General features: G+C 57.1%; 16 protein-coding genes. All 16 read right to left on the bottom strand.

Annotation, left to right across the window (positions count from 1 at the left end):
• Nucleotides 1-3: 3 nt before the first annotated feature.
• Nucleotides 4-1,368 carry a replicative DNA helicase gene (gene dnaB, locus E0E20_RS01105; protein ID WP_130836228.1) on the bottom strand — a complete coding sequence of 455 codons (1,365 nt, stop codon included), beginning with the start codon at nt 1,366-1,368 and terminating at the stop codon, nt 4-6.
• A 14-nt stretch (nt 1,369-1,382) separates the two neighbouring features.
• Nucleotides 1,383-1,829 (bottom strand): 50S ribosomal protein L9, encoded by a 447-nt coding sequence (gene rplI, locus E0E20_RS01110; RefSeq protein WP_130836229.1) that lies wholly within the window; start codon nt 1,827-1,829, stop codon nt 1,383-1,385.
• 74 nt (nt 1,830-1,903) lie between these two features.
• Nucleotides 1,904-3,952 (bottom strand): DHH family phosphoesterase, encoded by a 2,049-nt coding sequence (locus E0E20_RS01115; protein WP_130836230.1) that lies wholly within the window; start codon nt 3,950-3,952, stop codon nt 1,904-1,906.
• A gap of 54 nt (nt 3,953-4,006) precedes the next feature.
• On the bottom strand, nt 4,007-4,480 hold the full coding sequence (locus E0E20_RS01120) for a YcxB family protein (protein ID WP_130836231.1): 474 nt from the start codon (nt 4,478-4,480) through the stop codon (nt 4,007-4,009).
• Nucleotides 4,481-4,730: 250 nt separating this feature from the next.
• A complete protein-coding gene (gene msrB / locus E0E20_RS01125; protein WP_130836232.1) occupies nt 4,731-5,663 on the bottom strand; it encodes a peptide-methionine (R)-S-oxide reductase MsrB in 933 nt (310 codons plus the stop codon).
• A 272-nt stretch (nt 5,664-5,935) separates the two neighbouring features.
• Nucleotides 5,936-6,199, bottom strand: coding sequence for a 30S ribosomal protein S18 (rpsR, locus tag E0E20_RS01130; RefSeq protein ID WP_130836233.1), 264 nt, complete (start codon nt 6,197-6,199; stop codon nt 5,936-5,938).
• A gap of 36 nt (nt 6,200-6,235) precedes the next feature.
• The gene (locus E0E20_RS01135; protein WP_130836234.1) at nt 6,236-6,715 is read right to left on the bottom strand and encodes a single-stranded DNA-binding protein; all 480 of its coding nucleotides are present in this window, start codon (nt 6,713-6,715) and stop codon (nt 6,236-6,238) included.
• 474 nt (nt 6,716-7,189) lie between these two features.
• Nucleotides 7,190-7,417, bottom strand: coding sequence for a DUF951 domain-containing protein (locus tag E0E20_RS01145; protein ID WP_130836236.1), 228 nt, complete (start codon nt 7,415-7,417; stop codon nt 7,190-7,192).
• A 40-nt stretch (nt 7,418-7,457) separates the two neighbouring features.
• Nucleotides 7,458-8,207, bottom strand: a complete 750-nt coding sequence (locus tag E0E20_RS01150) for an NAD-dependent protein deacylase (protein ID WP_130836237.1) — start codon at nt 8,205-8,207, stop codon at nt 7,458-7,460.
• A 167-nt stretch (nt 8,208-8,374) separates the two neighbouring features.
• Nucleotides 8,375-8,641, bottom strand: coding sequence for a hypothetical protein (locus tag E0E20_RS01155; protein ID WP_130836238.1), 267 nt, complete (start codon nt 8,639-8,641; stop codon nt 8,375-8,377).
• 59 nt (nt 8,642-8,700) lie between these two features.
• Nucleotides 8,701-9,444, bottom strand: a complete 744-nt coding sequence (locus E0E20_RS01160) for a copper homeostasis protein CutC (protein WP_130836239.1) — start codon at nt 9,442-9,444, stop codon at nt 8,701-8,703.
• Nucleotides 9,444-10,760, bottom strand: a complete 1,317-nt coding sequence (locus tag E0E20_RS01165) for an alpha-L-fucosidase (RefSeq protein WP_130836479.1) — start codon at nt 10,758-10,760, stop codon at nt 9,444-9,446. The genes E0E20_RS01160 and E0E20_RS01165 overlap by 1 nt, the downstream gene beginning before the upstream one ends.
• Before the next feature lie 82 nt (nt 10,761-10,842).
• Nucleotides 10,843-11,742: a carbohydrate ABC transporter permease gene (locus E0E20_RS01170; RefSeq protein WP_130836240.1), complete on the bottom strand. Its 900-nt coding sequence runs from the start codon at nt 11,740-11,742 to the stop codon at nt 10,843-10,845.
• A 30-nt stretch (nt 11,743-11,772) separates the two neighbouring features.
• Nucleotides 11,773-12,702, bottom strand: coding sequence for an ABC transporter permease (locus E0E20_RS01175; RefSeq protein ID WP_130836241.1), 930 nt, complete (start codon nt 12,700-12,702; stop codon nt 11,773-11,775).
• Nucleotides 12,686-12,841: a hypothetical protein gene (locus E0E20_RS13820; protein ID WP_165443926.1), complete on the bottom strand. Its 156-nt coding sequence runs from the start codon at nt 12,839-12,841 to the stop codon at nt 12,686-12,688. Before E0E20_RS13820 ends, E0E20_RS01175 begins: the two co-directional genes overlap by 17 nt.
• A gap of 136 nt (nt 12,842-12,977) precedes the next feature.
• On the bottom strand, nt 12,978-14,747 hold the full coding sequence (locus E0E20_RS01180; protein WP_130836242.1) for an extracellular solute-binding protein: 1,770 nt from the start codon (nt 14,745-14,747) through the stop codon (nt 12,978-12,980).
• Nucleotides 14,748-14,789: the final 42 nt, after the last annotated feature.

Below are 14,789 nucleotides of genomic sequence, written 5' to 3' on the forward strand. Positions count from 1 at the left end.
CGCTCAGTCCGGTGCGGCAAAGTGATCCCTGCCGCCGGCAAGATTTGAAAACTTTGTGTACTGCGCCTGCCACGACAGCTCGACCGTCCCGATCGGGCCGTTTCGCTGCTTGGCGATGATCACCTCGGCAATTCCCTTTTTCTCGGTGTCCGGATTGTAGTAATCATCCCGGTAGATGAACATGACGACGTCCGCATCCTGCTCGATCGCTCCCGATTCACGCAGATCCGAGAGCATCGGCCGGTGATTCGGGCGGCTCTCCACCGCGCGGGAAAGCTGCGAAAGGGCGACGACCGGGCATTTCAGCTCGCGCGCCAGCGCTTTGAGCGAACGCGAGATCTCCGATATCTCGTTCTGTCTGGAATCCGAGGCCCGCGAGGTGCTCGAGGTCATGAGCTGCAGGTAATCGATCAGAACCATCTCAAGGCCGTACTCGCTCTTGTATTTGCGGCACTTGGTCCGCAGCTCCGCCACGGAAATGCCCGGGGTATCGTCAATGATCAGCCTGCTCTGCCCGATCTCCCCCGCCTTGGCGATGAGGTCCGCCCACTCCGCCTCGTTCAGATCGCCCGTGCGGATATGCTGCGCCTCAACGCGCGATTCCATGGCAAAGAGACGGTTTACCAGCTGCTCCTTGGACATTTCCAGAGAGAAAATGGCGACCGCACGGTGGTCGCGGAACGCGACGTGCTCCGCGATGTTGAGCGCCAGCGCGGTTTTTCCCATCGAGGGGCGGGCCGCGATCAGAATCAGATCCGAGGGCTGCATTCCCGCCGTCCGGGTGTCCAGATCCGTGAAGCCGGTCGCCACGCCGGTCACGGTTCCCTTGGATCGGGACGCCTGCTCGATTCTCTCCATCGCGTTCAGAACAATGCGGGAAATCGGGACAAAGTCCCCCGAGCCGCGCTTCTGCGAAATATCAAAAACGCTCTTCTCCGCCCGGTCGAGAACCACATCCAGCTCCTCGGTTCCGGCATAGCAGTCGTTCGCAATCGCCTCCGCCGCGCGGATCATCCGGCGCAGCGTCGATTTTTCCTGCACAATGCGGGCGTAGCTGCGGATGTTCGCCGACGTAGGGACCACCGACACCAGCCCGGCGATAAATTCGGGGCTGGCCGACTCCGGCGGGAGATTTTTCCCGAGAAGCCGGTTCTGGAGCGTCACCGCGTCGATCTCGACATTTTCATTATGAAGTTCACAGACGGCATTGAACACAATGCCGTACTGCTTGGAGTAGAAATCGTCCGCCGTAAGATACTCGGTCGCGATCTCCACCGCTTCGGCGTCCATGATCATAGCCCCGAGGACGGACTGCTCCGCCTCCAGACTGTGCGGCATGACGCGCCGGATCACTTCCTCTTCAGGCATGGAACCGGTTCTCCTTATTTCTCCTGCACCGAAACATAGAGCGTGCCGGTCACCTGCGGGTGAAGACGGATCGGCACCTGACGCATGCCGAAGCCGCGGATCGGCTCATCAAGCTGAATCTTCTTCTTGTCCAGCTCCAGCCCGTGCTGCGTCTTTGCCGCCTCGGCAATCTCCTTGGAACTGACGGAGCCGAACGCCTTGTCGCCCTCTCCCTTTTTCATGTAGACGGTAAGTTTGAGCCCCTCGAGCTTCGCCGCGAGAGCCTGCGCCTGCTCCAGCTTTTCCGCCGCGAGCTTTTCCTCGTGCTGCTTTCTCAGCTTCAGATCGTTCTTATTCTTCTCGGTCGCCTCCACCGCAAGGCCCTTGGGAATCAGCGCGTTGCGCGCGTAGCCGTCGCTCACGGTCACAATATCCCCTGCCTTGCCGAGCGTTCTGACATCCTGCAGTAAAATCATCTTCATAAATTCCGTTCTCCTTTCTGTTTTCCGGCGATCCTGTTCCCCGGAGGTTCCGTTTTCCGGCATATTTCCGATCATCACGAAATTTCGCCCTCGGCGATCATGTCGTCCAGCGTGCGCTTGAGAATGCTACCCGCCTCCTCGATGGACACCTCCTCCATCTGACAGCCCGCAATGTTCATATGGCCGCCGCCGCCCAGCCGCTCCATGATGACCTGCACGTTCACCTCGTCGATGGAGCGGGCGCTGATGAAGATCTGGTTCTGATATTCCGTGAGAATAAAGCTCGCCTTGACGCCCTTGATGTTGAGAAGCTCGTTCGCCGCCTGCGCGCCGACCACCGTAGGGCTCTCGATCTCGTGGTTCACGCACACGGAGATCGCATAATTATCCCGATAGATTTCCGCCTGCGAAACCGCGTCCGCGCGCGCCTTGTATTCGCCGGCATCCTCCCGGAACAGCTTGCGCACCCGGGTGACATCCGCCCCGTTCCGACGCAGAAACGCCGCCGCCTCAAAGGTCCGGACCCCCGTCTTGCTGACGAAATTGTTCGTATCCACAACGATCCCGGCATACATCGCGTCCGCTTCCTCCTGCCGTATGTGGATGTTCTCCCCGATATACTGAAGAATCTCGGAGACCATCTCACAGGCCGAGGAGGCATAGGCCTCGACGTAGGAGAGCGTCGCGTTTTCAATGACCTCCGTCCCCTGCCGATGATGGTCGAGAACAATGATCGACTTGCACAGACGCAGGAGCTCGGGACATTCCGTGATGCTGGGCTTGTTGACATCGACAACCACGAGGGCCGAATTGCCGGACACGGTGTCCACCGCCTGCGGACTCGTGTAGAAGAGATCCTCCGGATATTCCGGATTGTCCGTGAAGAGCTCCATGATCGGCTTCAGCGAATTGGTGACCTCGTTGATGACGATGTGCGCCTCCTTGTTCATCGTTCTGGCGATGCGGTAGATTCCGACGGCCGAGCCGAAGCTGTCCACATCTCCCAGACGGTGCCCCATGATATAGACCTTGTCCCGGGTGGAAATGATCTCTTTCATGGCCTGCGCCTTGACACGGGCCTTGACGCGGGTGCTCTTCTCCACCTGCTGGGTCTTGCCGCCGTAATACACGGTGTTGTCCGGCGTCTTGATCACCGCCTGATCGCCGCCCCGGCCGAGGGCCAGATCGACGGCATTGCGCGCAAACTCGTAATTCTGCGCATAGCTCAGACCGTTCATGCCGATTCCGATGGAGATCGTGATCGACATCTCGTTGCCGATATTGACGGTCTTGACGTCTCCCAGCAGCTCAAAATGAGCGTTCTGGAGCTGAAGCAGCGATTTCTTGCGCATGACGACAAAATACTTGTCTTTCTCAATCTTGGCGCAGACGCCGTCGACCGAGGAAACATACTTTGCGACCTTTCGGTCAATCAGCGCGATGAGGAGAGAGCGGCGGACGTCCTCGATGCTCTCCAGCGCCTCCTCATAGTCGTCCATATAGATAAAGCCAACGACCACGCTCTGGTCGTCGACCTCCTGCAGCGCCAGCTTTACCGCCGTCTCGTCAAAGAGATAGAGCGCGATCAGAAAATCCTGATACCCGGACGCGTCGATGATATCGCTGTTGGCCGCCATATCGTCAAGCGGAATGCGGGTCATATGCGCCGTGTAGTAGCTGTTCTCGTACTCCACGGGAAAATCCTTCTCGTCCTCCCGGGACGGCAGATTGTCCCGCGTCAGCGCCGGGAAAATTGTGGTGATCGAGCGCCGGTACCCCTTTTCCCTGTGCGTGATGCGCTCGAACTGCTCGTTGGTCCAGATGATGCGCCCGGTCTCGTCGAGAACCGCGTAGGGAACCCCCAGCTCCCGCAGGAGCTTGCGCTGAATCTGCCCGTATTCCGTCGCAAAGCTCACCAGCTCGCCCGTAAGCAACGACCGGTTGTTGATGTAGAGAGAGCCCACAATCAGAAAATAGACTGCGGTGAAGACGGTCAGGAGCAGGCCGCTCGGCCAGCTCACGAAATAAATGATCAGATCAACCAGAATAAGGAAGATTCCGAGCCGCAGCGGCGCATTGAAATAATTGGCCAGTCTCCCTTTCAGTTTTACGTGATTGTTCATACGGTAAAAGCTCCTTCTGCAGATCGCCGCAAAGGGCGATATACAGAATATATTTTACCACAGACAGCGCGCGGCGCGCCAGAGGCGCGGTTCTCCCAGCCTCTCCACAAAGGCAATCAGTTCGGGTGAGCATTCCGCACGGACCAGATTCACCCCCTGCGCCTTGCCCAGCATGATATACAGATTCGTCTCCGTGGCAATGACCCGATAAATATCCTCATAGCGGAGCCTCAGCTCGCCGTGCTTGCTGACCGCCGTCACATGATCCTCATAAAAAAAATACCGCCTCACGGAGTCCCGCAGAGTCCGGTCCGACTCCCACGCCTCGTGCGCAACCCTGCGAAGCCTCCGGCGCATCCGCGCCATCATCAGGAAATAGTACGATGCGCCGAAGAGGATAAAGAAAATATCCAGAGGATTCGGCCCGCCGGAGACCGCCAGCATGACGATTCCCGCGAGCAGAATGAGCCCGGAAAGGACGAGATAGGTTTTCCTCGCTTTTTCGAGCGATTCGGCGAGGCAGACCATATTAAAGCGGATATACTCCTCCTCGGTTCATACCGTCTGCGCGGTGAAAAGGGGAGTGCCCTCCGGCTGTTTTCCCTCCTTAAAATTTCTCTCTTCAAAAGCTGCCGACTGATTCTCTGATGTCTGATTCACAAGCTGTACCTCATTGATTCCGCTGGATGAAATGAGAATTTACCGTTCAAATCCACGCCAATTTTTTACGATGTATAACCAAGCCCGTTGAGGATCACCTTATCATATTGATTTATGCCTATTCTTTCTCAAAGAGATTCCGGTACTCACCGTACCCCTGTTCTTCCAGTTCATCATAGGGAATGAAGCGAAGTGCAGCGGAGTTGATGCAATAACGCAGACCACCGGATTCCTTTGGACCGTCGTCAAACACATGTCCCAGATGGGAATCCGCACCGCTGCTGCGTACCTCTGTTCGGATCATTCCATGGGATGTATCTGTGCTTTCCGCAACGGCATCCTCGGTAATCGGTTTCGTAAAGGCCGGCCAGCCGCAGCCGGAGTTGTACTTGTCCATGGATGTAAAGAGCGGCTCTCCGCTGACAATATCAGCATAGAGGCCCTTTTCAAAGAAGTCGTCATATTCTCCTGTGAATGCGTATTCCGTGGCGGCATTCTGTGTGACTTCATAAGCAAGATCACCGATTCGCTCCCGCAGTTCTTCTTCTGATTTTTCTGCATTGTTCTGCTGAAGCTCAAAGTAACTGCCCGGGATGTGGCAATAACCTCCCGGATTCTTGTCTAAGTACTTCTGATGATACTCTTCTACAGGAAAGTAATGTTCCAGAGGGAGCAGTTCAACAGCAAGCTTGGCTCCGGCTTTCTCCTCCTCCGCCTGATAAACAGCTTCAATTTCCGGGAGTTGTTCATCTTCTGTATAATAGATTCCCGTCCGGTACTGGATACCCCGGTCATTGGCCTGCCTGTTGACGGAGAGCGGGTCTATCACCATAAAATAATAGTTCAGCAAATCAGTCAGAGATATTACGTCGGGATCATAGTCAATCCGAACCGTCTCGGCGTGCCCGCTGCTTCTGCATACATCCTGATAGCTTGGCGCCTCATCCGGTCCGTTCGCATATCCGGCCTCCGTCTGAATCACACCATCAAACTGGTCGAAGAATTTCTGCATGCCCCAGAAGCATCCTCCCGCAAGGTAGATTGTTTTCATGTTCTCCGGTAATTTGCCGAGCATCCGGTCAGCAGAAATACAGCTGGCAGAAACAAAAACAACCGTTTTATGTTACAAATGCTTTTTTCTTCCATTTATCTATCCTGCTTTGAGCTCAATAAGCTACGAATTAAGCGGCATCTCTGCTAATAGATCAGCGCCGCTATTATACAGGAGAGCTTCTCAATGGAAAAGTATATTTTTTAAAAAAGCCCCATCCTTGCGGACGGGGCCTGATGATGCTCTGTTTTTACTTCATTCGATGGGAATGATCAGATCTCGCTGTACGGCATCAGAGCCAGATGGCGCGCTCTCTTGATCGCGACCGTCAGCGCTCTCTGATGGGTAGAGCAGGTTCCGGTGATTCTTCTCGGGAGGATTTTACCGCTCTCGGACACATACTTGCGGAGCTTCGCAACGTCCTTGTAGTCAATGGTATTATCCTTACCGCAGAAAACACAAACCTTTTTCTTTCTGTGGAAGCCGCCTCTCTTCTTGAAAGGCGCATCTCCTCTGTCAGATTTTGTATAAGCCATGATCTATCTCCTGTCTTATCCAGACCGTTTCGCAGCTTATGAGAACGGAAGCTCCTCGTCGATCCCATCCGGGATATTCATGAAGCCGTCTCCCGCTGCGGAAGGCTGTGCATTGCTGTTATTGTTTCCGGAGGACTGCCCGAATGAATCTCCGCCGTAGCTGCTGCCGTAGTTGTTCTGGCTCTGCGCGCTCTTGCTCTCCGCAAATTCCTGATCCTCAACGACAACGTCTGTGGTGTAGACCTTCTGCCCCTCCTTATTGGTGTAGCTTCCCGTCTGGATCCTGCCGGTCACCGCGAGCTTCGTGCCCTTGTGGCAGTACTTCTCGGCAAATTCCCCGGACCGTCCAAATGCAACACAGCCGATGAAATCCGCTGTCTGCCCGTCCTGATTGTTCCGGCTCATTCTTCTGTCCACCGCCAGCGTGTAGCGCGCGATGCACATCGGATTTTCACCCTGGGTATATCTGACGTCGGGGTCCCTTGTGAGACGCCCCATAAGTATTACTTTATTCATTCTGACCTCTGCTTTCCGTCAAGCCTCGTCTGTTCTGACGCACAGATAACGGAGTACATTTGCCATAATGCGCATGCGGTTCTCGATCTCGCGGATCGCGGCGCCCTCTGCGTCGAAGTGAATGAAGTAATAGAACGCCTCATTCTGCTTCTGGATCTCGTATGCCGTCTTCTGCTTGCCCTGGTCATCGACATCGCTCACAGTGCCGCCGAATCTCTCGATCAGTGCCTTGCACTTGTCAAGGGTCGCGGTTCTGGCTTCGTCGTCGATCTGTGCACTGACAACAACGGCTAACTCGTACTTGTTCATGCTGTATCTACCTCCTTATGGTCTCTGGCCCTCCCACTGCGGAGAGCAAGGAAATCGAGGACATAAACGTCCCACGGAGCTTTAGTCTATCACACTGCCGCCCCGAATACAAGCGCTTTTCCGCGCTCTCCGGCAGCTCGAACGGCGAAGTAACGGCGACTCCTCCTATGTCCCTCCTGTGACGGCTTCTCCCGCGGCGGCTCCGCCGCTTTTCTCTCCGGGAATCACCTCCCGGATGCGCTTTTCCAGCGCCGGGCGCGCCAGCATGAGCTGATGGCCGCAGCCCCTGCATTCTATCCGGAAATCCGCTCCCGCCCGAAGCACCCGCCACTCCGACGCTCCGCAGGGATGCGGCTTTTTCAGTCGGACGATATCTCCCACCTGTATATTCATGCACCGCCTCTCCGGCGTCTGCGCCGGTCTGTATCCACGCTCACAGCCTTGCATCCACCGCGCCGAGCACCTCGCCGATGCTGCCGTCGATCACCAGAGACGCCCCGGCATCCCGCGCCGTCCTGCCCCGGTTGATCAGAATCAGATGATCTCCGCGGTAATAGTCGATGAGCCCCGCCGCCGGATAGACCGCGAGCGAGGTTCCGCCGATGATAAGCAGCTCCGCGTCCCGGATCAGCTCCGCCGCTTCCTGAAGAAGCGCCATGTCAAGCCCCTCCTCATAGAGCACCACGTCCGGCTTCACCCGGCCGCCGCAGCCCGGCCTCGTGCAGGTCGGAACGCCCTGCGCCCGCTCGACAAACTCCATGTCATAGAACGCATGACAGCGCTCGCAGTAGTTGCGGAGCGTGCTGCCGTGCAGCTCCAGAACCCGCTTCGAGCCCGCGCGCTGATGCAGACCGTCGATATTCTGCGTGATGACCGCCCGGAGCTTTCCCAGCCTCTCCCATTTCGCCAGCGTCCGGTGCGCCGCGTTCGGCTCCACGCCCCGTACAAGAAGCTTGTCCCGATAAAATCGGAAAAATTCCTCCGGTCTGTCGCGGTAAAAGCTGTGGCTCAGAATTTCCTCGGGCGGATAGTCATATTTCTGATGATACAGCCCGTCCACACTGCGGAAGTCCGGGAGCCCGCTCTCCGTCGAGACGCCCGCGCCGCCGAAGAATATGATATTTCGGGAGCCTCTGACAAGCTCCGCCAGCCGGTCCAGCTTCTCCTCCTGTCTGTTTTCCATACGCCGCTCCTCTCCGCGCACCGGGCCGTATAAGGACAGAGATGTCCGCACGGGGCTAAGCTTTGGCCGCACGAACAGAGCATCGCCGGATTGGCCCCCGCACAGAGATAAAAATACCCGCGCGGAGACAAAACTCCCGCGCGGGACGGAGTGAAGTCACCGCCCGGTTACCGCGCGTCAGAAAAGCGCACCGCGGTGATTTCCTCGCAGGCCATGCAGGCGCGCAGCAGGGCAAGCCCCTCCTCCGCATCCGGTTTTTCCCCGAACGCAAACCGCTCGTTCATCTGCCGCAGCAGCTCCAGCCGGACGCCGCCGCGGTGGATGGCGCAGGGCTCCGGATCGCCGAAAAGCTCCATGCTCTTTTTCAGCATGAAGCTCTCCTCAATCGGCACATCCTCCCAGCGCCCCCGGTAGAGCTCGATGCTCTCTGCCATAATTGTGACACATTCCGGCGCTTTGCGGGATATTTTTTTGTGAATTCCAAGCATAATTTTTACCGGCTTTCCACAGCGCTGACGAGACGCTCCACCTTTTCTCCGGATACGGCGTCGTACATGCCGCGGTGTCCGTCCCCTGCATAATTATAGGAGATCGTCCTGCCCTCTGTCGTGGGGTCAGCCCTCCACTCTCTGCAGGAGCTGTGCAGCTGGGAAATCCCGGTATTTTCTATCAGCGCCGCCGCGTTCCTCTCGTTGACGCCGCCGCCGGCAAGAATTTCGATTCTCCCGTCCGCCGCTCTGTGCAGCGCCCGTATCTGCTCCGCTCCCTCCGCGGCCGTGAGCTTTCCGCCGCTGGTGAGCACGCGGTCGACGCCGAGGCGGATCAGAATCTCCAGCGCCTCCTTAGTCGCTCCGGTGCAGTCGAAAGCCCGGTGAAAAACGGACTCCCGGCCATAGCGGTGCGCCAGCTCCGTCATTTTTGCCGTCCGCTCCTCGTCGATGGCGCCGTCCGCCCTGAGAAAGCCGAAGACGATGCCGTCCGCCCCGGCTTTCAGAAGCTCCTCGGCATCCGCCAGCATGGACAGAAACTCCGCCTCCGAGTAGCAGAAGCCCCCGCCGCGCGGGCGAACCATCGCGCACACCGGCAACCCGGTATCGCGCTTCACCAGCCGCAGAGTTCCGATTCCGGGCGTCAGGCCGCCCATGAAGAGCGCACTGTTCAGTTCAATCCGATCCGCTCCGCCGTCCATGGACAGCAGCGCATCCTCGTAGCCTCCGCAGCAGATTTCCGTTACCATCAGCAGTTTCCCCGTTTCGTCCTCACCGCGAGAACATAATCTACCGGATCCGGAAGCACCGGATCCTCTCCGAGATCCGCAAAGCACAGCTCCGGATAGTCGCTGTGAACCCAGCTTGTGGAAACCGGAATCTCATAGCCGTTTTCCAGCGCGCGGATGGAGACGATCTCCTCCGGGCGAAGCCCCGGCAGCGGGATCGGACCGATCGTGTTTTCATAAATATGGAAATAGTAGGTGTCTCCGTTCTGCGTGATCCGGCCGAACTCCGGCTTTTCCACGTCCGCCCTACCGCAGCCGTAAATGCTCTCGTGATTCTTCTTCATCCAGCGCCCGATCTCCCCGAGAATCGCCATGGATTCCTCCGGGATGTTCCCCCGGGCGTCCGGTCCGACGTTCAGCAGCAGGTTCCCGCCCTTGGAAACGCACTCGACCAGCTTTTTGATCAGCATCGGCGCCGGCTTGAACAGGCGGTCCGTCCCGCAGAAGCCCCAGTGACCATTCATCGTGACGCAGGCCTCCCATACCATGGGATTTCCCTCGACGTCGAGAATGCCCTCCGGCGGGATCATCTGCTCGGGGCTCACAAAATCGCCGTGATACGGCGTGGGGCGGCACTCCGCGAGCGACCCGCGGCCCTCGCCCGAAACCTCAAGGCGGTTGTCGATGATGACGTCCGGCTGCAGCTCGCGCACCATATTCATGAGCTTGGTCGCGCCCCATTTTTCCCCGCGCATATCGTCATAGGAAAAATCGAACCAGAGAAGATCGATCCGGCCGTAATTGGTGCAGAGCTCGCGCACCTGATTGTGGAAATATTCCAGATAGCGCTCCCATACGCGGTTCTCGTTGCCGCACTCCGGGCGGTTCCTGTCCGGATGGATCCGGTCGCCGAAATGCGGATAATCCGGATGGTGCCAGTCAAGCAGCGAATAGTACAGCCCGACCCGCAGCCCCTCCGCGCGGACCGCGTCGACGTACTCGCGGATCAGATCGCGCCCCGCTTTCGTGTTCGTCGCTTTCCAGTCCGTGTACTGACTGTCGAACAGGCAGAAGCCGTCGTGGTGCTTGGCCGTGAGGACAACGTACTTCATCCCGGCCTCTTTCGCCGCGCGGGCCCAGCTCTTCGGATCATAGTCGGCCGCGTCAAACTCCTCAAAAAACTTCACATATTCGCTCTCCGGCATCTGCTCGGTGCTGCGCACCCATTCGCCGCGGGCCGGAATGGAATACAGCCCCCAGTGAATAAACATCCCGAAGCGATCGTGCGTATACCACGTCATACGGCGCTGATAGCTTTCTCTGTCAAACTGATACATATACATAAATCCTCCATGCCGAAGCACTTTGATGCGAGGCGGCCCTCACGCAGGGCACACGTTTACGAAGCTCCCGGACGGCTCAGCCCTTGACCGCGCCGATCATGACGCCCTCGACAAAATATTTCTGAACAAAGGGGTAAATCGCAAGCACCGGCACCGATGCGACCACGATGGTGGAATACTTGAGCAGCTGCGCAAGTCCCTGCATCTCCGAGGCCGCTTTGGCGTCCCGCAGCATCGTAAAATCAACCTGATTCTGTATCAGGATCTCACGCATGACAATGGTCAACGGCTGCAGCATCTCATTTTTCAGGAAGATCATCGCATTGTAGTAGTCGTTCCAGTGCGACACGCCGTAATACAGAACCATGACCGCGAGAATCGGCTTGCAGAGGGGCACCACAACCTTTACCAGATACTCCCACGGCGAACCGCCGTCGATCTCGCAGGCCTCATACAGCTCATCCGGTATCGAGTTCACCATGTAGGTGCGGCAGATGATCATGTTGTAGGAGCTCATCGCCGTCGGAATCAGCATGGCCCAGACCGTGTTGACCATGTGCAGGTTCCTGACCAGAATGTAGGTCGGCACCAGACCGCCGGAAAAATACATCGTGAACACAAAGTAGCTGGTGATCCGGTTTCGCGCCGTAAACTCCTTTCGCGACAGGGGATATGCACACAGCACGGTCATCACAAGATTGATGAGCGTTCCGACGATCGTGTAGAGAAAGGAATTCCGGAAGCCCGTCATGATCTTGGGGTTCTGAAATACCGCGCGGTATCCTTTCAGCGTCACATCCACCGGCAGGAGAAGCACCTTTCCGGAGATCACCGCCTGCGGAGAGGAGAACGACGCGCTTACGATATAGATCAGCGGATAGGCGATCACAATGACCAGAAGAATCAGGAGCACATAATCCACGATTGTAAAAATCTTTTCTCCGAGAGACATATGACGGAATTTTTCGTTTTTCATTTCCCACACCTCTTGCTTCGGCTGCGTCGTTTACCAGAGACTTGTTTCCGTCACCTTCTTTGCGATCCAGTTGACGAGGAGGAGCAGAGCAAAGCTGACCAGCGACTGGAACAGCCCCGCCGCTGTGGAGAAGCCGAAGTCCGAATTGACCAGACCGACCTTATACACAAAAGTGGAAATCACCTCGGAGACGCCGGCGTTCATACTGTTCTGCATCAGGAATACCTTGTCGAAGCCGATGCTGACGATGCCTCCGCAGGCAAAAATCAGCATGATGGTGATGGTCGGCAGGATGCTCGGCAGATCGACATGGATGATTCTCTGCAGGCGGCTCGCCCCGTCGACGACCGCCGCTTCCTTGAGCTCCATGCTGACGCCGGACAGCGCCGCGATGTAAATGATCGAGCTGTAGCCTATCGTCTGCCAGAGCCCGCTCCACACATACAGGCTGCGGAAGATGCCCGGATCCCCGAAGAAGTTCACCGCCGTCCCGCCGAGCATGACGATGATGCGGTTGATCACGCCGGTGCGCAGATCCATCATCTGCATCATCATGCCGACCAGCACCACCGTGGAAATGAAATACGGGGCGTAGCTGATGAACTGGACAAATTTCTTGAATTTCTGGTGATACAGCTCGTTGACGAGAACCGCGAGAAGAATCGGCAGCGGAAAGTTGACCACCAGACTGTAAACGCCCAGAATCAGCGTATTCCGGATGACCGTCACGCTGGAGGTGGAGGTCAGAAACTGCCGGAAATATTTGAGTCCCACCCAAGGACTCCCCAGAATTCCCTTGCGGATGCTGTAATCCTTGAACGCCATCAGAATGCCGCCCATCGGAATATACGCAAAAATGAACGCGTAGAGCAGCGGCAGGGCGATAATCGCCCAGAACTGCCAGTCGTACTTGCCGTGCCTTTTCTTTTTCTGTTGTCCCGCCTTAGCCTGTTTTGCCATTATCAGCCTCATGCCGCAGCCGCGCCCCCTCTTTGTTCTTGATGAGATCAGAGCTTCCATCGGTCCCGAACGGCCGGAGTGCCCTGCGCCCCGCGTTCCCGGATCCATCGAAGCCCGGATCCGCATTCCGCATATCCATGCGGTTCCTTTCTGTAAAACTGCGGCGCGAAGCACGTGCAATAAGCCGTGTCATTTTCACGCCGCAGCGTTCTTTCTGACTGACGGCGCCTTACCTTTTCAAAAGGGAGGCGTCATGTTTCATCCGTTCCGCTTATTTATTTGCCCATCGTTCTGTCGTAAACCGTCTGATAGGCCGCGAGCAGATCCTGCAGTCCTGCCGCATCGAGGGACTTAAGATATGCATCCCAGCCGGCATCGAGATCCTGCGTTCCCATGATGAACGCAACCTGCGATTCCTTGATGATCTTGTCAACCTCAACGCCGATGGTAGCAACTGAGGAGGATTCCTCCGCCGTCAGCTTCATCTCCGGAAGCACATCGAGATCCGAGTTCTCCGCCGTCTGTCCGTAAGGCGCATAGTTTTCTTTCGACGCGTCGTACAGAAGCTTCTCCAGTCCGTCGGGGCCGTAGGGGTCAACCGTAGGATCGGTGGCCTGTCCGAGGCGGTACGCCTCCGGCGCCACACGGATGCCGATATCCTGCCAGTCATGATTCTGCGGCTCGCCGGAATATCCGTTGAGAACCTCATACATTGCAGGCTCGCCGTTCAGACCGACCTTGCCCTCCGGAGCCATGACCCAGTCTACGCCCTCGTCCGCGCCGTACTGCGAGCAGAGGTCGCCTTTGGTGGAATAGAAGAAATCAACCCACTTCAGCGCTGCCGCCGGATCCTTGCACTTGTCGGTAATCATGAACGCACCGGAGCCCACTGCGGAATACTTGTAATAGGTAGCAAGACGCACGCCGTCCGGTCCCTCGAGAGGCGGAAGCGTCACATACTGCTTATACAGGTCGGGGTTGGACACCACGTCGATGTAATCGGAGATCGTGCCCTCCGGCATGCAGAGCACAGGGGACTGCTCCGGGTTATTGACAAGAGTCTTGAGCTGCTCCTGCGTCTGAGTGAAGTCACCCTCGTAAATCGCGCCGGCCTCATAGAGCTCATGCGCATAGGCGAGGAAATCGCGGTATCTTTCATCCGTGGCCGCACAGACGATTTTGCCGTCCTTGTTGACCGCCGTATAGTCATAGATGCCGAGCGTATAGGAGCCGCCCGGATACAGGAGGAACGAGTTCATCATCCACTCCTGGAAGAAGGAATGCCAGCCCGAGCCGACCTCGGTGCCGCCGACCGCAATGCCGGTCGGATACTTCTCAAGGAACTTCGCGCAGACATCGGCAAATTCCGCCGTCGTCCCGGGCATATCGACGCCGAGCTCCTCCAGATACGTCGCGTTGATCCACATCTTGCCGGCGTATTTGCAGTGATAGCAGTCGTTGGTCGAAAGCAGGGAATAAATCTTTCCGTCCGCCTCGCGGGACAGGTCGAGCTGATCGCCGAACATCTTCATGTAGTTCGGGCAATTCTCCTCCGTCAAATAGTCATCCAACGGGATGATGATACCCTCCTCACAGCCGTACTTCGCAAGATCCGGGTTCACGCCGAGGATCACATCCGGATAATCTCCAGAGGAAAGAGCCAGATTCAGCTTCTCTCTCCAGTCGTCACGGGAGCCTGTCTGGAACTCGAGATGCACACCGGTCAGCTTCTCAAGATACATGGTGAAATCGTTGGTCGAAAGATCGGTGACATTGGGCATCGACATCGTGAACACACTCAGGTTCACCGGCTCGTCCGCCACCGGATAAAAGTCCGGGTTGTCATAACTCGCGCCCAAAGCAGACGCATCCTCTGCTGCATCGTCTCCGTCCGTCTCTGCCTGCGCCGTCTTTACCGCGCCGTCGTTCCCGGCCGGAGCCGTACCGCCTGTCGCGCCCCCTCCGCCGCAGGCGGCAAGGCCCACTGCCATAGCGCCCGTAAGCGTCACGGCGAGGATACGATTCAGCAACTTCTGATTACTCATTTGTTGTCCTCCCTTACATTATGTTATGAAGTGCCGATTGCT

This window comes from Lachnoclostridium sp. Marseille-P6806, from assembly GCF_900625025.1.
Lineage (GTDB): Bacteria > Bacillota > Clostridia > Lachnospirales > Lachnospiraceae > CAG-791.